At 42.0% G+C, this 19,431-nt stretch carries 16 protein-coding genes; 5 read left to right on the forward strand and 11 right to left on the reverse strand.

Annotation, left to right across the window (positions count from 1 at the left end; genetic code table 11):
- Positions 1–32: 32 nt before the first annotated feature.
- Positions 33–1,718, forward strand: a complete 1,686-nt coding sequence (hutU, locus tag ORI98_RS07515; RefSeq protein WP_306134810.1) for a urocanate hydratase — start codon at positions 33–35, stop codon at positions 1,716–1,718.
- 2 nt (positions 1,719–1,720) lie between these two features.
- Complete coding sequence (hutH, locus tag ORI98_RS07520) at positions 1,721–3,259, forward strand: histidine ammonia-lyase (RefSeq protein WP_306134811.1); 1,539 nt, start codon at positions 1,721–1,723, stop codon at positions 3,257–3,259.
- 57 nt (positions 3,260–3,316) lie between these two features.
- Here the strand turns inward: hutH and ORI98_RS07525 are convergent, their stop codons facing one another.
- Positions 3,317–3,850 (reverse strand): TonB-dependent receptor, encoded by a 534-nt coding sequence (locus ORI98_RS07525; protein WP_306134812.1) that lies wholly within the window; start codon positions 3,848–3,850, stop codon positions 3,317–3,319.
- A gap of 206 nt (positions 3,851–4,056) precedes the next feature.
- On the opposite strand from ORI98_RS07525, the gene ORI98_RS07530 reads away from it, so the two are divergent.
- On the forward strand, positions 4,057–5,322 hold the full coding sequence (locus ORI98_RS07530; protein ID WP_306134813.1) for a mechanosensitive ion channel family protein: 1,266 nt from the start codon (positions 4,057–4,059) through the stop codon (positions 5,320–5,322).
- A 75-nt stretch (positions 5,323–5,397) separates the two neighbouring features.
- On the opposite strand, the gene ORI98_RS07535 is transcribed toward ORI98_RS07530, so the two are convergent.
- The 5 genes from ORI98_RS07535 to ORI98_RS07555 all read right to left on the reverse strand — a co-directional run bounded on the left by ORI98_RS07535 (position 5,398) and on the right by ORI98_RS07555 (position 9,488).
- A complete protein-coding gene (locus ORI98_RS07535) occupies positions 5,398–5,955 on the reverse strand; it encodes a lysophospholipid acyltransferase family protein (RefSeq protein WP_306134814.1) in 558 nt (185 codons plus the stop codon).
- Between the two features lie 275 nt (positions 5,956–6,230).
- On the reverse strand, positions 6,231–6,698 hold the full coding sequence (locus tag ORI98_RS07540) for a DUF2489 domain-containing protein (protein WP_261298353.1): 468 nt from the start codon (positions 6,696–6,698) through the stop codon (positions 6,231–6,233).
- Positions 6,699–6,766: 68 nt separating this feature from the next.
- On the reverse strand, positions 6,767–7,321 hold the full coding sequence (gene yihI, locus ORI98_RS07545) for a Der GTPase-activating protein YihI (protein WP_261298352.1): 555 nt from the start codon (positions 7,319–7,321) through the stop codon (positions 6,767–6,769).
- Positions 7,322–7,375: 54 nt separating this feature from the next.
- On the reverse strand, positions 7,376–8,038 hold the full coding sequence (locus ORI98_RS07550) for a class I SAM-dependent methyltransferase (protein ID WP_261298351.1): 663 nt from the start codon (positions 8,036–8,038) through the stop codon (positions 7,376–7,378).
- 829 nt (positions 8,039–8,867) lie between these two features.
- Entirely contained in the window at positions 8,868–9,488 is a 621-nt protein-coding gene (locus ORI98_RS07555; protein WP_261298350.1) for a cytochrome c, read from the reverse strand.
- Between the two features lie 252 nt (positions 9,489–9,740).
- On the opposite strand from ORI98_RS07555, the gene yihA reads away from it, so the two are divergent.
- The gene (gene yihA, locus ORI98_RS07560) at positions 9,741–10,397 is read left to right on the forward strand and encodes a ribosome biogenesis GTP-binding protein YihA/YsxC (protein WP_261298349.1); all 657 of its coding nucleotides are present in this window, start codon (positions 9,741–9,743) and stop codon (positions 10,395–10,397) included.
- A gap of 1,275 nt (positions 10,398–11,672) precedes the next feature.
- Here the strand turns inward: yihA and polA are convergent.
- Positions 11,673–14,438 carry a DNA polymerase I gene (gene polA, locus ORI98_RS07565; protein WP_261298348.1) on the reverse strand — a complete coding sequence of 922 codons (2,766 nt, stop codon included), beginning with the start codon at positions 14,436–14,438 and terminating at the stop codon, positions 11,673–11,675.
- Positions 14,439–14,961: 523 nt separating this feature from the next.
- Between polA and elbB the strand changes: the two genes are divergently transcribed.
- Positions 14,962–15,615, forward strand: a complete 654-nt coding sequence (elbB, locus tag ORI98_RS07570) for an isoprenoid biosynthesis glyoxalase ElbB (RefSeq protein WP_306134815.1) — start codon at positions 14,962–14,964, stop codon at positions 15,613–15,615.
- Between the two features lie 70 nt (positions 15,616–15,685).
- Here the strand turns inward: elbB and glpG are convergent, their stop codons facing one another.
- The 4 genes from glpG to ORI98_RS07590 form a co-directional block, all read right to left on the reverse strand.
- The gene (glpG, locus tag ORI98_RS07575; protein ID WP_306134816.1) at positions 15,686–16,528 is read right to left on the reverse strand and encodes a rhomboid family intramembrane serine protease GlpG; all 843 of its coding nucleotides are present in this window, start codon (positions 16,526–16,528) and stop codon (positions 15,686–15,688) included.
- Positions 16,525–16,833, reverse strand: coding sequence for a thiosulfate sulfurtransferase GlpE (glpE, locus tag ORI98_RS07580; protein ID WP_261298345.1), 309 nt, complete (start codon positions 16,831–16,833; stop codon positions 16,525–16,527). Before glpE ends, glpG begins: the two co-directional genes overlap by 4 nt.
- A 109-nt stretch (positions 16,834–16,942) precedes the next feature.
- Complete coding sequence (gene tdh, locus ORI98_RS07585) at positions 16,943–17,968, reverse strand: L-threonine 3-dehydrogenase (RefSeq protein WP_261298344.1); 1,026 nt, start codon at positions 17,966–17,968, stop codon at positions 16,943–16,945.
- Positions 17,969–18,013: 45 nt separating this feature from the next.
- Positions 18,014–19,207, reverse strand: coding sequence for a glycine C-acetyltransferase (locus ORI98_RS07590; RefSeq protein ID WP_306134817.1), 1,194 nt, complete (start codon positions 19,205–19,207; stop codon positions 18,014–18,016).
- Positions 19,208–19,431 lie beyond the last annotated feature (224 nt).

The raw sequence follows: 19,431 nt of genomic DNA on the forward strand, positions 1-19,431 counted from the left end.
TAAAACAAACCTAACAGGTTGAAGAGGAAAAAATGGATAAACGACATGACCCAAGCCGACGCATTATAGCCCCCCATGGCACCACACTAAGCTGTAAAAGTTGGTTAACTGAAGCGCCGATGCGCATGTTAATGAATAATCTGCACCCAGATGTAGCCGAAAGACCCGAAGATTTAGTCGTTTATGGTGGTATTGGTCGTGCAGCTCGTGATTGGCAAAGTTATGACAAAATTATCGAGGTATTGCAGCGTCTAGAAGATGATGAAACCTTATTAGTGCAATCTGGCAAACCTGTTGGCGTGTTCCGTACCCATGCCGATGCGCCTCGTGTATTGATTGCCAACTCAAACTTAGTGCCGCACTGGGCAAACTGGGAGCACTTTAACGAGTTAGACAAAAAAGGCTTGGCAATGTATGGCCAAATGACAGCCGGCTCTTGGATTTATATCGGTACCCAGGGCATTGTCCAAGGAACATATGAAACTTTCGTTTCTGTGGCAAAGCAGCATTTTGATGGCGTTGCTCAGGGCAAATGGGTATTAACTGGTGGTTTAGGTGGCATGGGCGGTGCTCAACCATTAGCTGGAACGATGGCGGGGTTCTCGGTATTAGCCTGTGAAGTTGATGAAACAAGAATTGATTTTCGTCTGCGTACTCGCTATGTCGATAAGAAAGCTAAAAGCTTAGATGAAGCATTGTCGATGTTAGAAGAGGCTAAAAAAGCCGGTAAACCTGTGTCTGTTGGCTTACTTGGTAATGCCGCGGATGTATTTAGTGAACTTGTTGAGCGTGGTATTACCCCTGATGTAGTCACTGACCAAACATCAGCACATGATCCGTTAAATGGCTATTTACCGCAAGGCTGGACTTTAGAGTATGCCGCTCAAATGCGTAAAACCGATGAAGCGGCGGTAGTCAAAGCGGCTAAAGAGTCTATGGCGGTGCAAGTTCAAGCTATGCTGACGTTACAAGACAAAGGTGCAGCAACCTTAGATTATGGCAACAACATTCGCCAAATGGCATTTGAGGTTGGTGTCAAAAATGCGTTTGATTTCCCAGGATTTGTGCCCGCTTATATTCGTCCATTGTTCTGTGAAGGTATTGGTCCTTTCCGTTGGGTCGCTTTATCTGGTGACCCTGAAGATATTTATAAAACCGATGCCAAAGTGAAAGAGCTGATACCTGATGATAAGCATCTGCATAACTGGCTAGATATGGCGCGTGAGCGCATTGCTTTTCAAGGATTGCCTGCGCGTATTTGTTGGGTTGGTTTAAAAGATCGTGCCCGTCTAGCCGCAGCATTTAATGACATGGTGAAAACCGGAGAATTATCAGCACCTGTAGTTATTGGTCGTGATCATCTTGATTCTGGCTCGGTGGCAAGTCCAAATCGCGAAACAGAGTCAATGATGGATGGCTCGGACGCCGTATCAGACTGGCCGTTATTGAATGCCTTGTTAAATACGGCTAGCGGTGCAACTTGGGTGTCTCTGCATCATGGTGGTGGCGTTGGAATGGGCTTTAGCCAACATTCTGGTGTGGTGATTGTGTGTGATGGTACCGATGCAGCCGCTAAGCGGGTTGAACGTGTGTTATGGAATGACCCCGCAACAGGTGTGATGCGTCATGCTGATGCCGGATATGATATTGCGAAAGACTGTGCTAACGAGCAGGGTTTAGATTTACCAATGGTTTCAAAAAGTAAGGCAGGGGCGTAATAATGGCTAAGCATGTTTTCACACTCACACCCGGTACGTTAACACTTGCAGAATTGCGTCAGATCAGCCGCAACTCTGTTGAGCTTAAGCTTGCCGATAGTGCCATCGCAGAAATTAATCAAAGTGCTGAGATTGTCCAGCAAGTATTACGTGAAGGTCGTACGGTTTATGGCATTAATACTGGATTTGGCTTATTGGCGAACACCAAGATTGCGCCTGATGACTTGCAATTGCTGCAGCGCTCTATTGTGTTGTCACATGCCGCAGGTATAGGACAATATATGCAAGATGCGACCGTTCGTTTAATGATGGTTTTAAAAATTAACTCATTAAGTCGTGGTTTTTCAGGTATTCGACTCGACGTTATTAATTTCCTGATTCAGTTGGTTAATGCTGGCGTTTATCCTTGTGTACCAGAAAAGGGGTCGGTTGGCGCGTCGGGAGATTTAGCACCATTGGCTCATATGTGTTTGCCATTACTCGGCGAAGGTGAAATGAGCTTCCAAGGTGAGCTCATCAGTGCCAAAGAAGGTTTAGAAATTGCTGGATTAGTGCCACTAGAATTAGCCGCAAAAGAAGGTTTAGCATTATTAAATGGCACACAAGCCTCAACGGCCTTAGCGTTAGAAGGTTTATTCAACGCTGAAGATTTGTTTGCAGCAAGCTCAGTGATTGGTGCGATGAGCGTTGAAGCCGCGATGGGCAGCCGTAGTCCATTTGATGCACGTATTCATGCCGCGCGTGGGCAAAAGGGTCAAATTGATTCTGCTGCAATTTTCCGCCATTTATTAGGCGAAAATTCAGAGATTAGCCAAAGCCACGCTAACTGTGAAAAAGTGCAAGACCCATACTCGTTACGATGTCAGCCACAGGTATTGGGGGCCTGTTTAACTCAGATCCGCCATGCTGCCGAAGTATTAGGCGTTGAAGCAAACGGCGTGACAGATAATCCATTAGTTTTCCAAGACACAGGCGATATTATATCCGGTGGTAATTTCCATGCTGAACCAGTTGCCATGGCGGCTGATAACTTAGCCATCGCAATTGCTGAGTTAGGGTCGATAGCTGAGCGTCGTATGGCGTTGTTGATTGACTCTAGTCTTTCAAAATTACCACCATTTTTGGTGAATAATGGCGGGGTTAATTCGGGCTTTATGATTGCACAGGTAACAGCAGCTGCTTTGGCTTCTGAAAACAAAACCTATGCGCATCCAGCATCGGTAGACAGTTTGCCGACATCTGCGAATCAAGAAGACCATGTGTCGATGGCAACATTTGCAGCACGTCGCTTACGTGACATGAGTGAAAATACCCGCGGTGTGTTGGCCATTGAGATGTTAGCCGCCGCACAGGGGCTTGATTTTAGATCACCGTTACAACCGAGTGATGCCGTAGCTAAAGCCAAAGCAGAACTAAGGGAAGTGGTGAGTTTTTATGATCAGGACCGCTTCTTTGCGCCAGATATTGAAAACGCCATTGAATTATTATTGCAAGCAAACTTCAATACTTACTTACCACTGGGGATGATCCCGAGTCGATAAGTATTGCTTCACAATACAAAGGGCAGCAATGCCTTTTGTATTGTGAGTAACAGCCGTTTACATCGTAAATCCAATGCTAAATATTGCCGCTTGAGTATAGGTATCATAACCTGCGCCAATAACAACGCCTTTAAATAAATCGTATCTTAGTCCTACTTCAGCGCCCCAATTTCTGTCTCGGCTACGCTCCCAAATGGGTTTGCCGTCAACATCTCTTGGTGAAATGTTATTGGTGTAATTGGTTTCATAGGTATATGCCGTTGCACCACCGTAAAGACTGAAGTCTTGCGAAAAACTGTAACTTACACCAAAGCGCCACATATATTCTTTCAGGTATGACTCTGCAGGTTTGGGCACTTCTATTGCAGTCTCATCACCTTTGCTATAGCCGATATAGTAACCCCAGTCACTGTATTCTGGGTCAAAATGCCTTGGTGCTATCGTCAGCCCCCACATTCCAGTTGTTGTATCTACATAGTCAACAAGTAGTGCTATTTCAGGTTTTAATCCGTCATGCTCAGCACTGGCGGCTACATTAGGCAAGCATCCTCCTAGAAAGGCAGGTAACATTAGTAGATAAAAACGTGTCATGGCATTCTCCAATTAAGCAATGCGAATATTGTTTAATCTTTCATATATGTGGTCAAATGATGATGCTAAAATCATTGTAAAAATAGCTGCTTGTAGCTTATTTGATGCCATTTTTTGGTGAATCAACACACTAAGAGTTAATGGGGTGTAGTCATATTGTTTGACATTCAGGCCGCATTTTCACAATCAAACGAACAGGATTTAACGTGAATACAAATTGGCGAGTTGAAGTAGCTTCTTGGCTAACAGAAATGGGCATCAATAGTCAGCCCACCGATGGTATATCAACCTCTGTGCTGTTGTTTGCATGTGTGGTGTTGGCAAGCATTGGCTATTTTATTACCCGTCGTTTTTTTGTTGCTGGTATTAACCAAGTGATTAGGCGTTCTAGTGTTACTTGGGATGATATTTTTATCCGCTTTAAGATGTTTGAACGACTTGCCATGTTAGTACCCGTGGTGATCTTAGACTTTTTATTGCCAATTATTTTAACTGAGCATGATGTGCTTAGTGCATTTTTAGATCGCGCGTTAAGCGCCATACTGGTTGTGCTGATTATTCGAGCAATTTATGCAGGTTTAAACGCGATAAATGAAATTGCAGATGTAAAACAGATTAATCGTAATTTACCCGTTAAAAGTTTTGTTCAGTTAACCAAGTTGTTTTTATTCTTTATTGGGCTGATTGTTATCATTGCTGTATTAACGGCTCAATCACCTGTGTATTTCTTCAGTGGTCTTGGGGTTGCAACTGGTTTTGTGATGCTAGTGTTCCGTGACACTATTTTAGGTTTTGTGGCGGGTATTCAATTAGCGGCAAACCGCATGGTCAGTAAAGGTGATTGGATCCAAATGGACAAATACGGTGCAGATGGTGCCGTAGAAGATGTCACACTGACAACGGTAAAAGTGCGTAATTGGGATAACACCATCACCATGATCCCAGCATATGCGTTAGTGTCAGATGCGTTTAAAAACTGGCGTGGTATGTCGGAGTCAGGTGGTCGCCGTATTAAGCGTTCAATTAATATTGATGTTAACAGTATTAAGTTTCTCAGTGATGAGGAAAAAACTCGCTTATCTAAAGTGAATTATTTGAAAGGGTATTTGCCTCAAAAATTGTCCGAAATCACCGCTGCGAATCAATTGATTAGCGATCTTGACATGCCGGTCAACGGCAGACGATTAACCAATATTGGTACTTTCAGGATTTATCTGCAGGAGTTTTTGCGCCAACATCCTAAAATCCATAAAAATATGACTTTGATGGTGCGTCAGCTTGCGCCGACAACAGAAGGCTTACCAATAGAAATCTATATCTTTACCAATGATACTCGTTGGGCTTATTACGAGGAGATCCAGGCCGATATTTTTGATCATGTCTTTGCCGTATTACCCGAGTTTGATTTACAAGCCTTCCAAAATCCAACAGGTATTGATATGCGTGCAATCAATCGTCAATCTCATAGCTAAATGTAGATGATGCTAAGGGCTGTACAGTGCAGCCCTTGTTGTATATGGACTGAGTTAGCCAACACATCAAGTGAGTTATTTTGATTTGTGATAAACAGGAATGGCCTTTGGGTGACGCCCTTTAATCGTGCGATAAAAGTCCATAAGTTGATTCATTTCTACTTCTATATCACCTGTAGGCTTAATGGCTTTGGTGATAATGATCTGCTTCTTTTTAAAGTCTAATCCCACAGGGACTATTTCAACGCCTGCTTGCAAAGCAATATGATAAAAACCACTTTTCCAGCGTGTCACCGGACTACGAGTCCCTTCTGGTGCCAATGCCAATTTATAGGTAGGGTCCTGCTTAAATAGCTGTACTGCTGCATCGACAAGATTATTATGTTTACGGCGGTCGACAGGACTGCCGCCTAATGCGCGAAAAATCCATCCCCATGGGGGAATAAATAATTGGTGTTTACCTAAAAAGTGGATAGGGGTATTCAGAGCGCCACGGGCCAAAATGCCAATCACAAAATCCCAGTTACTGGTATGGGGGCCAACGCTAATAATACAGGATTTATCAGGGCAGATATCACCCTCAAACTGCCAACCTAGTTTAGCTAATAGCCAGCTACAGAATCGATTTAACATAAATATCCTTCTATTGGCCCCAATGGCTAGTTATCTGTGCCTTATTATTATGAGGTTTAAGGTAGCAAATCTGTTTCTGTTGGCAAACCATTATGTTAGCCGCGCTAATGCTTTTGATGAAATAGGATGAAGTAATTGAGAGCGGCAAAGGTAAAATAACAGGTTTAATGTTGGCTTTTTCAACTGAGCCGACTCAGATAGTGCGAGAGATATGAACTAAAGTGTTGGCTCGGCATAGATAGTTATTCGGTGCATAAAAAGCGCTAGTTTTATACTTAATGAGTGGGCGCGTGTTCAAACTCGGCTATTTTTTTAGCTTCTTCCAAAATGGCATCACCCAAATCGGCTTCAGAGCGCATTCTGGCAAAATCCAGTTTCATTCGCTGCTGTTTCGGTAAGGCTTTACGTGCCTCCATTATCGGATGTGATTCGATTAGCTGGTAATGAGCAAATAGCTGGGGAAACAAAGGTGTCACTTGTTCTGTCATCGATAAGGCGTCAAATAGCTTACCGATACGCACAACCCCTTCAGAAAGCTCACAGCGGTCTTCTAGCATGGCAGCAGCAATATAACGAATGTCGGTGAGCACTTTTTGGCGGTGCTCATTAGCAACGGCCTGACGCTCTTCCAGAATGCGTTGATTATTGGCTGTTTGGCGTTTGAGTTTCAGTAATAACGTGGTGGCATAAGCACTCAGGGCGATAATAACAATAATGGCGATAATAATGAGAGCGGTAGACACTTCGGCTCCTTACTGAATTTGAAAAAATAAAACACTGGCGCATTAAGCGCCAGTCGATAGTTTAAGAATTAGTCTTTAGAGAAGTAATCGTTCAGAAGATTTTCACCTGACTCAAAACGTGCTAATAAATCATCATCAGAATCTGACTTAGCTGGTTTTTTGGTGTTTTTAGCGGGTTCAGTTTCATTTAACCCTAATCTTTCCATTAAGCGTTCGATTTGGTCTAATTGTAAATCCAACCATTTTTGATCTTCGGCAGATAAATCGCGACCCTCTTCTAACATATCAAGTAAGTTATTTAGGCGCGGATCATCTTCTAGCTTAAGCAGTTTCTGCTCATCAGTCATTTTAGGTTGCTTCGGCTTATCTTTTTCAGCCGGTTTAGGGGCTTTTACAACAGGAGTTAACGCCACTGGTTTTTTACTTCCATGACGAGGGTCTGTCGATTTGCCAGCACTTGAAGGTGCATTTTGCTTTAGCAAAGTTTCGTTATGACGACTACCAGACTTTTTGCCAGTTTCGCCACGTTTACCTTCAGGGTTTTTACGATCGGCTTTTTTGACTCTAGGAGCAAATTTAGGGCCGTTCTCTCCGCCCTTGCGAGTTTTTTTACTGCGCGCCATGATTATCTCAGTTACTTTTTAAAACAGATCACGTCGGCGACAAACCCACGTGCATTAAAATAGGATGCGCTTTATATCAGATCCTGATGATTTTTGCATCAAAATGAGCGCCTGCGATGCAAATAATAGCGTAAATTCGCTATTTTCGGCTAAATATTCGAAAGTTTGCTGTTGGTAGAAGCTTACATGGGTCGGATTGTTTTTGTAATGCCACTTATCAAAGTGGCTTAAATCCGTTAACAGTGGTGTGCTAATCGCTAACCAACCACCAGGTTTAACCAATCTTGATAGTAGCTGCCACTCTTTATTTGGGTTGCGAAAATGCTCAAAAACTTTATAGCTACAGACAAAATCATAGCTTTTTTGTAGCACGCGGTGATCCGCAGCAAAAAAGGGGTCGTATTGATTAACAGTGTGGCCAGATTCTTTAATCGTTTGTAGACATTGTTGATCTAGCAGTCGGCCAAAATTGAGTCCAGACAATGCACCAGCTTGTTGTTGGTTAATTTGCAATAACAAAGGCATGATAAATTGTGAAAGTTGACGCTGTTTAGCACTTTTAGGTGCGCGGCCATAACGCTGTTTTTCGACATTAGGCATCAAATGCGATTTAGGGTCTGCGATGACTAAGCCGCAATGTGGGCAAGCATAAAAAGCGCGCTTTTTATCTTGTAAGAAAAACCGAACCTGATGAGTACACAAAGGGCAGGGTATCATTAACTATATAAGTCCCTAAAAGTCATGTTTAGTAGTATATAGTGATTTATTACCATTGAAAATATTCAAGTTTGTTTGGATTTTTGTGAAAAATAGGCAAGAAAAAAGGTGGCAGTAAACTGCCACCTTAGAAACAGTGCAAAAAGCACCTTATTCTGATTCCAAGTTTCCATACTTGCTATGCGACTTCCCGGTCGGATCCTTCTTATTTTTTCAGCTTTCCATGCAGATTAATTGTTATCGGTCATCAATGACACTTTTTTAATATCCTGTTGCCTTCCTGACTTCAGCTTCCGTAGATGGTCTTCTATGACTCATCATATTCCTAATCGTCATCTGTGACGTGAGTATACAATCCGTGTATAAAGTACCTTCCAGTGATATCTAGCTTCCAGCATGTGCATCCTAAGCGTTAGCTTCCTTTGCCATAATTTGAATCATTCAAATTATTTCCTGTTGGCTTTTATCTCTGTTGCGTAAGGGAGTGCTAAATAGCGTAGCGACCAGTAGGTCTGTTCCTTACAAATTCTGACCTGGATTTCAAATTGAAATCGCGACTCTTGTTATTATTTTGGAGCGGTCTTAAGCGTATTATTATTATGGATTAACTTTATTCTTATATCTTAAATGACAATGTCCGAAATCTGTTTTCACATTATTATTTTTAGCAATAAACAGTTGGGTTCATCTCGGTACGGGGGGTATTTAACCCTAAAAGTGTAAGGGGTGTCAAGTATTGCTGGTTAAAGTTTACGTAAACGTCAACTTGATGCTAAAAATAATGGGCTAATCATGCCCATTATTTTACCCGCATTTAAATAGTATAAAATTACTTAATGCTTGAAATATATTTAGATAATGCTTCGATATCAGCATCAGATAATTTCTTAGCCACATCTTGCATCATGCCATTTAAATCGTTGTTACGATTTGTATCGCGGAACTTAGTCAGCTGGATTTTGATATAATTTGCGTGCTGACCACCTAATGCTGGGAAGCCTGCTGCTTCCATACCTTTCGCATCTGGACCGTGACAAGCAATACATGATGTAATACCACGTGCCATATCACCGCCTTTATACAGTGATTCGCCAGCAGCTGGAACATCGGCTACATCAGCAACAACTAAGGCTTGAGATGAGTAAAATGCAGCGAGATCAGCAATATCTTGATCGCTTAAGCCGATAGCCATACTACCCATGATTGGGTCCATACGGCCTTCTTTTCCACCCGTTTGCATCGCTGAGCGGAATTCTTTTAATTGCTTCTCTAAGTATGATGGGTGTTGACCTGCTAATTTCGGGTACATATCAATCATACTGTTGCCGTCAACACCGTGACAGGCAGAACATACGAGTGCTTTAGTTTTGCCTGCTTCAGCATTACCTTCAGCCATAGCAGGTGATGACATAGCGGCTACTACAGACAGCGCAAGAGCTAACTTTTTCATGGCGTTCCAACTTCTTGTTAATTTATTGTCCTGAGCTTACTAGGATGACCCGCAAGCGTGGTAAAATAGTTTTCCAAGCTACAATTTGGCCACAAATGAGATTTTTTAATCATTTTGGGGCATTTTTAATCACAATATGAAGCTTTGCTTGGGGTTATAATGTGATCTGGCTGATATTTTACACGAAAACGTGAAAAAGGCAGCACTTGAAACATAAATATGATGTTACGTAAACATTTTCTGGAGTAAACCGTGTCTGAATCTCAAATCGACTTCCGTCAAACTAAGTTTTTAATCAGTGCACCAGATATTGCACACTTAGATCAATATCTCCCTGGCGATGTCGGTGTTGAAATTGCATTTGCGGGTCGCTCTAATGCGGGTAAATCCAGTGCATTAAACGCATTAACCGAACAAAAAAGTTTAGCCAGAACCAGTAAAACCCCTGGTCGAACACAGCTTATCAACGTTTTTTCTTTAGATGCAGACCGTCGACTTGTTGATTTGCCTGGTTATGGTTTTGCCAAAGTGCCATTAGCGTTAAAAAATAAATGGCAGCAAGCATTAGGCGAGTATTTGCAAAAACGTGCTTGTTTAAGTGGTGTGGTGGTATTGATGGATATTCGTCATCCACTTAAAGATTTAGACATGCAAATGATTGAATGGGCAGTTTTTAGTGAAATTCCCGTGTTAGCTTTATTGACTAAATCTGACAAGCTTGCGCAAAACGTGAAGATGAAAACGGTCAATGCTGTGCGTAAAGATTTGGCTAAATTCGGCGATTGGGTTCAAGTTGAGCCATTTTCGTCAACGAAAGGGACTGGTAAGCCAAAAGTGCTGAGTATTTTAAATAAGTGGTGCAATCCACAATGGCTGCTTGAGCAACAAGCTCAGCGTGAACAAGAGTAATATGTAGATTTTACAATTTATCAATCGTTTAAGCGTAATGCTGTAGAGCATTACGCTTTTTTATTGTCTCTTATTTATGTGTTTATGCTGAATGATAAGTCGGAAGTATTCTAAACCGTCGACATCTTACTACCTGTTGGTTAGCTGATAATGTTTGAAATAGCACCGCTATAAAATAAGCAAAAAAAAACCGATAACCATAAGATTATCGGTATAAAATTCTTTAGCTCTTTTGGGGAGAAGCTAAATTCAACAAGACTCAAGCGTCATCAACTCAATTTAATGACTCTCAATGCGGGTATCATAGCGCGATATTAATCTTATTTAAAGTATTTACTCTAAATATTTTAAACCTTTCCTAAATGACTTACTTTTTGACTTATTACTTGAAAAAAATCCAAAAAAAAGCCCCAGCAATTAATATTGCTGAGGCGCCGAATTTGGCTAGTCACTATCGCTAGTGAAATAAAGGTTTGAAAGATTGAACATCTTAACCTCTGTACCCTACGACAAGAATAATACATCATTAGCCTTAAAATGAAAAACTGTTTTTCATAAAAAACGACAATTATGTGATGGTGAGCACACGTAAATTGTCAGTCTAGCGATGCTCAGTCATTAATAACCCTTCTTCGCGGTTCAGTGTCTTGCCCTAGATAAGCTGAACTTTGGTTAATAATTTCCATAACTCATTAATCATATTGATTACTTAACCCCAACTTGGGTTAATAGATGGTCTCAATAAGTTGAATTCCACTTATTGGCTAATTTTGTAGCAAACCTGTCATTTTTTGAAAACAAGACGAATTTACCTGTCAATCAATGATCTATTGCAAGTCAATCCAAGGCAGTTATGGTTGAAAATAGCTGCAGATGCTAGATTGACTCAGCAGATAGGTCTGGTTAGACGGCAAAAAGCAATGCGTAAGCGCCGCTTTATATGGCGTGGTTAAAATGCGGAAACAAACTTCAGCGCTTTATAGAACTTGGTGCTTGTTGGTTGCCATTATCTGCTGGTGCAGGTCTTGATGGTTTCCTTTAGTTGTGACATGAAAAAGCAGCCATAAGGCTGCTTTTTATCTAAATCGGGTCTTGGTGTTGGCTAAGTGGTACATTGCAAAACTCAATTATTCAGAATAACGACTTAAGTATTAACGCTTTTAATCTCGATTATTCATCTTTTTGGCCAAGTGCCGTTTAATTCAAACTTAGCAATAGTGCTATTAAGCCTTTTAGGATTAGCTATAAAGGCTTGTCCATCACAAGTTTGAAGGCCTAATGCGCTTGATCCCAATTATCGCCAATACCTGCTTCTGCCAGTAATGGCACATCTATTGTTGCAGCCTCAGCCATGAGCTGACAGATTTTTAGCTTCATAGTGTCAGCTTTATCAGCATCAACCTCAAAGACCAATTCATCGTGTACTTGCATGATCATGGTGATCTCACCTTGAGTCTCTTGTTTAATCCAATTTGCTACAGCAATCATTGCTTTTTTTATGATATCTGCAGCCGTGCCTTGCATTGGAGCGTTAATGGCGGCTCGCTCAGCGGCTTGACGACGCATTGCATTACGATCTTTTATTTCGGGTAAATATAAACGGCGACCATATAGCGTAGAAACATAGCCTTGTTCGGCAGCATCTGCGCGGGTGTCTTCCATATATTTTAATACGCCAGGGTAGCGAGCAAAGTAAGTGTCTATATAGGTTTGAGCTTCATTCCGTGGAATGTCTAACTGCTTGGCTAAGCCAAACGCGGACATGCCATAAATTAAACCAAAGTTTACCGCTTTAGCGCGTCGACGTTGTTCGGTGGTCACTTCTTCAAAGTGGACGCCAAATACTTCTGCAGCCGTTGCTCTGTGAATATCCTTTCCTTCAGCAAAAGCGGTTAATAGCCCTTTGTCCTGTGAAAGGTGTGCCATGATGCGTAACTCAATTTGTGAGTAATCGGCTGCGAGTATTTTTCGTCCTTCAGGGGCGATAAAGGCCTGACGAATACGACGTCCTTCTTCTGTGCGGATAGGAATGTTTTGTAAGTTAGGATCACTTGACGATAAACGACCCGTTGCAGCATTGGCCTGATGATAGCTGGTATGAACACGTCCGGTTGTTGAGTTCACCATCAATGGCAGTTTATCGGTATAGGTGCTTTTTAATTTTGCCAAACTGCGGTGCTGGAGAATGATTTTAGGTAATGGGTAATCTAGCGCCAATTCCACTAAAACATCTTCTGCTGTAGAAGGCGCCCCTTTTGGGGTTTTCTTTTTTACGGGATATTTTAATTTTTCGAAAAATATCGTTTGTAACTGTTTTGGCGATGCAAGATTGAACTTTTCTTCTGCAATCACGTAGGCGTCTTGTTCAAGCTTATCGAGCTTTTGAGCTAATTCATCACTTTGTTGGCTCAACAACATAGAGTCGATATAAACACCTTGGCGCTCGATATCAGATAACACTTGAATTAACGGTAACTCTAGCTCGTTAAATACACTGGCTAGTTGCATTTCCTTTTCCACTCTAGGCCATAAGTGCTGATGTAACCTGAGGGTGATATCAGCATCTTCAGCGGCATATGGTGCGGCGGTTTCGAGTGCTATTTGGTTAAAGGTAATTTGTTTGGCACCTTTACCGGCGATTTCTTCAAAACTGATATTTTTATGCCCTAAATACTTAAGCGCTAAGCCGTCCATATCATGGCGGGATGCTACCGAGTTAAACACATATGATTCAAGCATAGTGTCGTAACGTACCCCTTGTAGCTTAATGCCGGCATTGGCAAGAATACTGATATCATATTTAAGATTTTGGCCTACTTTTTGCGGTTTTGCGCCTTCAAGGATAGGGCGCAGTTTTTCTAACGCCTCTGCTTTATCAAGTTGTTGTGGTGCGCCAACGTAATCATGGCTTAACGGCAAATAAGCAGCTTTACCCGCTTCGATAGCAAATGAAATTCCAACTAACTCAGCATCCATATAATTTAAACTGGTGGTTTCGGTGTCCACTGCAATTAATTCTGCTTGAGATAATGCGCTAATCCATTGGTCAAGTTGTTCATGGGTCAAAATGGTTTGATAGTCTGTCTCAATCACTTCATTCTTGATCGGTTCTTCATCTGTTTCGACGATGCTTGAAGTCGCAGAGCTGGCTGGAGATGTGTTATCTAAGATTTCAGCTAACCAACGCTTGAATTCCATTTCACCATAACAGCTAATTAATTCATCACGGTTTTGCGGTTTAATATCAAGTTGATGCCAATCCTGTTCAAGCTCAACATCGGTTTTGATTGTGGCGAGTTCGTAAGACAGCTTGAGCATCTCGGCATTGTCGATAATTTTAGCTGGCATCGTTTTTGAGCCTCTAAAACCAACGTCGACAACGGAGTGGGGATCGGCAAGTAATTTCTCAACGCTACCTACCCCCGTTAGCATTGCCAAAGCGGTTTTTTCGCCAACGCCCGGTAAACCGGGAATGTTATCGGCTTTATCGCCCATGAGGGCTAAGAAGTCGATAATTAATTCTGGACCGACTCCAAATTTGGTTTTTACTTCTTCGGGACCCATTATGGTGTCTGTCATGGTATTGATTAGCGTGACATGCTCGTCTACTAGCTGGGCCATGTCTTTATCACCGGTACTGATTAACGTTGCCCGACCTTCTTTACTGGCTTGACGAGAGATTGTGCCAATTACATCGTCCGCTTCAACACCTTCAATACTGATCAATGGCAAGCCTAGTGCCCGAATAATACGGTGCAATGGTTCAATTTGGCTGCGTAAATCGTCAGGCATAGGTGGGCGTTGGGCTTTGTATTCACTGTACATATCATTACGAAATGTTTTGCCCTTGGCATCAAACACTACAGCAATGTGGGTAGGTTCATATCGAGAAAGCAAACTGCGCAGCATATTCACTACGCCGTAAACGGCTCCTGTTGCTTCGCCCTTTGAGTTAGTTAAGTGGGGAGGCGCATAGTAAGCGCGGTAAAGATAAGATGATCCATCGACCAAAATAAGCGGATTATGAGCAACTTTAGGCATAATATGAGTTCGTTTCTGCTGGGTTGAGAAGAATATACTGGATGTGAATATAGCATGAAATGGTGCGAGAATGTTTGAAGGTTATGAGTAACTTATCGCAGGCTTAGTGGTTTTAAAAAATTGCCATGACAAATAGTCACAGCCTGTGGATAAGTCTGTGAGTCATTTTATTCAAATAACAGGATAGTTTTAAATACGGCTAAAATTGAAAAACGTAACTTGTTGATTTTTAATTTTTATTTTAATTTTTGTGAGCAAGTTATAAGTTTGATAAATTACTCATATTATGTGGACTTTTTTATTTAACTGAGTTAGTCCCTTTAACGGCAAGCCGTTCAGTCAAGATATTTTTGAAGTTTTTATCGCTATCAGATACATTCATTTAGTGGGGTAAATGATCTGAAAATTTGGCGATGTAATTTTTTCAATGAGCTAAGTTAGCACGTTTTTTAATCAGATCAAGTGTTTTGTTGAGTATTTGTTATAAAATGCTCTAATCAATTTTTTAATGGAAAAACTGACTATGAAAAGCATCGCAGTATTACTGAGTGGTTGTGGGGTATTTGATGGTACTGAAGTGCATGAAGCCGTTTTAACCTTACTGGCTTTAGCGCGTGCAGGGGTTAAATATCAATGCTTCGCGCCTAACATTGAGCAAATGCATGTGGTGAATCATTTGACAGGCGAAGTGGCTCACGATGAAAAACGGAACGTATTAGTGGAGTCCGCTAGAATTGCCCGTGGTGAAGTGTTAAATGCCATCAGTTTGGACATTACCCAGTTTGATGCTTTGATTGTGCCTGGGGGATTTGGGGCCGCGAAAAATTTATCAAACTTTGCTACCAATGGCAGTGACTGTAGTATTTCGCCGATTGTGGAAACCTTTTTACGCGAATTTGCGCTAGCAAACAAACCTGTTGGTTATATGTGTATCGCACCAATGATGTTGCCGCTTATTTACCCAAATGCTAAAGGCACAATAGGCACGGACAGCGAAACAGGTCATATATTCAATGAAATGGGTGGCAAACATCATAGTGCCAGTGTTGTCGATATTGTGGTTGATGAAGTCAATAAAGTGGTCACCACACCTGCTTATATGCTGGCAAATAATATTGCAGAGGCAAATGAAGGCATTGAAAAGCTGGTTAATAAGGTTATTGCGATGATTGATTAACCTAACACTAACCCGGTTAGTAAGACTAAAAATGAAAACCACCGAAAGGTGGTTTTCCCCAAAGGCCTTTTTAGACTTGAGATGGTTTACGGCTATCAAACAGCGCCTGGGCTAAACCTACCAGTAAACCACCAACGTGCGCACCATTCGCAATTGGCATTCCGAGCAAATCAGTAAATCCAAGGACTAACCACACCATCATAAAGCCCATATAAGATGGTGGCAAACCAATGCCACAATTAGGGTTGCGCACGCCCATTAGCCAAGTGTAGCCCACAACGGCATAAACAACGCCAGACAGACCACCAAAATTAGGGCCAGTAATAAAAAATTGTAGAATATTGGGTAATGTACCGGCCATCAAAAGTAAAAACAGTAATGGCCGCGAACCCAAACGAGTCTCTATTTTTCCGCCTAAGTACCACCACCAGAGTAAATTAAAAATAATATGCATAGCAGAAAAGTGCATTAATGAAGGCGTAAATACTCGCCAAATTTCAGCTACATCACTATCTGGTACGGCCCCTGCAAAAGATAACGCGCTAAAGAGGGTATTTCCCATGCCTAGATTCATTAAGGCGTACACAAGGACACAGATAAAAAAGGTGATTAACGTTAATGGGCCAGCACCGGTAATAAATTGCTGAACAAGCCCTAGGGTACCTGAGCCATAATCAAATTTTGTCTGTGTGTTGCCATTATCCCATGAGGCTTGTAGATATTTTTCATCGTGAGGGTGCAACACAAATTGCGCAAACTCACTACGGGCGGTTGCTTCATGTTGTGGCCCAACTAACATAATGGCCACGCCTTGAGGAAGAGGCTCTATATAGCTCTCAATACCTAATCCTGTTAGGTAATCCACAAAAGCTTGTGCAGCACGAGCGTTAGGTAGTTGGCCAATTTCTATCATGCGTTAGCCAGACTCCATGCAGAATAACCGCCATCTAAACTATAAACATCATCAAAGCCCTGTTCGATAAGATAGTTTGCAGCACCTTGACTACTGACACCGTGGTAACAGACAACCACTAACGGTTTGTCCATATCGGCACTGGCGATAAACTGGGCGATATTTTCATTGGTTAAATTGGTTGAGCCTTGAATGTGAGCGGTGCTGAAAGAGGCGCCATCACGGATGTCAACAATCTGTACCTCATTTGAGTCTGTGGTCATATGGATAAGTTCGTTGACGGATAAATGCTTGAAAGTTGACATGTAGCACCTTAAAGAAAGAGATAATAGGTAAAAGCGTTAAGCTGATTATGTAATAAGGGGTTGTATTGATACAACCCCTTATTGGTATGGTTATTCGCTTAGGAATTGCTTAGTCCCAAGTTAAAATCACTTTACCCGATTGACCTGAGCGCATGGCATCAAATCCTTGTTGAAACTCGTCAACATTAAAATGATGGGTAATGATGGGTGATAAGTCTAATCCTGACTGAATTAAGCTGGCCATTTTGTACCAGGTTTCAAACATCTCACGGCCATAAATACCTTTGATGATTAACCCTTTGAAAATGACTTTGCTCCAATCGATAGCCATATCTCCACCAGGAATACCTAACATGGCAATTTTACCGCCGTGATTCATAGTATCTAGCATAGCGTGGAATGCAGAAGGCACGCCTGACATTTCTAATCCGACATCAAAACCTTCAGTCATGCCTAACTCTTTCATGACATCTTTTAAATTTTCTTTGGCAACGTTGACTGCGCGAGACACGCCCATTTTGCGAGCCAAATCTAAGCGGTATTCGTTAACGTCGGTAATCACTACATGGCGAGCGCCCACATGCTTACATACTGCTGCTGCCATAATGCCGATAGGACCTGCGCCAGTGATTAATACATCTTCACCCACTAAATCAAATGATAATGCGGTATGCACTGCGTTACCGAAGGGGTCAAAAATGGCGGCTAATTCATCAGGAATGTCAGCTGGAATTTTAAAAGCATTGAATGCTGGCAGCACTAGATATTCTGCGAATGCACCATCACGGTTAACGCCTACGCCTGAAGTGTTACGGCATAAATGGGTGCGACCGCCACGACAATTGCGGCAATAACCGCAGGTAATATGCCCTTCGCCAGAAACGCGATCGCCAATGCTAAAACCACGCACTTCTTGCCCCATACCGACGACTTCACCGACATATTCATGTCCGGCAATCATAGGAACAGGGATGGTTTTTTGTGCCCATTCATCCCAGTTGTAGATATGCACGTCTGTGCCACAAATTGCTGTTTTACGAATTTTGATTAATAAATCGTTGTGACCGACTTCTGGTTTTGGTGCATCCACCATCCAGATACCTTCTTCAGGCTTTAACTTACTTAATGCTTTCATCTTAATAACCTATTGTTGCCGAACTTAGGTTTACTTGATCTAAGATCAAATAATACCCATTTCTTTACCTATACGGGTAAAGGCACCGATAGCATGATCGAGCTGTTCACGGGTATGTGCCGCTGACATTTGCGTACGAATACGAGCTTGTCCTTTAGGTACTACCGGGAATGAGAAACCAATCACGTAAATGTTTTCTGCTAATAACTTGTTGGCAAAATCACTGGCAAGCTTCGCATCGCCAAGCATGACAGGAATAATTGCGTGATCAGCACCACCCAATGTAAACCCTGCTTCGGTCATTTTTTCACGGAAGTATCGGCTGTTTTCCCATACAGCTTCACGAAGCGCCTGGCCCGTTTTAAGCATTTCAAGCACACGAATCGATGCGCTCACAATTGAAGGTGCTAATGAGTTTGAAAATAAATAAGGGCGTGAGCGTTGACGTAACCATTCAACGACTTCTTTTTTAGCAGCAGTAAATCCACCAGATGCGCCACCTAAAGCTTTGCCTAATGTGCCTGTGATAATGTCGACTCTATCCATCACGTCGCAATACTCGTGGGTACCACGGCCGTTTTGGCCAATAAAACCAACTGCGTGTGAATCATCAACCATCACTAACGCACCGTATTTATCGGCTAAATCACATACGCCCTTAAGATTGGCAATGACACCATCCATAGAGAATACGCCATCTGTGGCAATCAAAATATTGCGTGCACCCGCGTCTTTAGCGGCTTGTAACTGAATTTCTAAATCGGCCATGTCGTTATTGGCATAACGGAAGCGCTTAGCTTTACATAAACGCACCCCATCAATAATAGAAGCATGGTTTAGCGCGTCAGAAACGATAGCGTCTTCAGCATCTAATAAGGTTTCGAATAACCCCGCGTTGGCGTCAAAACAAGAAGAATACAAAATCGTATCTTCCATGCCTAAAAATTCGCTAAGACTTGCTTCAAGTTGCTTATGAATATCTTGAGTGCCACAGATAAAACGCACAGAGGCCATGCCAAAGCCATGGCTATTTAAGCCTGCTTGGGCGGCTTTGATTAACTCTGGGTGGTTAGCTAACCCAAGATAGTTGTTGGCGCAAAAGTTGATAACTTTAGCGTGGTTAACTTCAATGGCCGTTTGTTGCGCAGAGGCAATAATACGTTCACTTTTATATAAACCGTCTGCTTTGACGTCGACGATTTGTTGATTAATGCGGTCGTAGAAAGAGGTTGAGGCCACCTGTTTTCTCCTAGATATTGGTTATTATGCTAATCCAATCCGTACGGTAAAACCTGTCTACACGGGGGACTGGAAGTTGGAGTTGATGGCATTCTAACCTGTATTTTTGTTGTCCCACAGTGTTTTTTATAGTCACAAATGCAACATGAACAAGATTAGGGCAATCGCGGCTTTCAAGTTAGAAAATCTAATGAATATTATGAAATAATTGTGAAAATAACGCC

Source organism: Shewanella sp. ULN5 (genome assembly GCF_030731885.1).
In the GTDB taxonomy this organism is placed as follows: domain Bacteria; phylum Pseudomonadota; class Gammaproteobacteria; order Enterobacterales; family Shewanellaceae; genus Shewanella; species Shewanella holmiensis.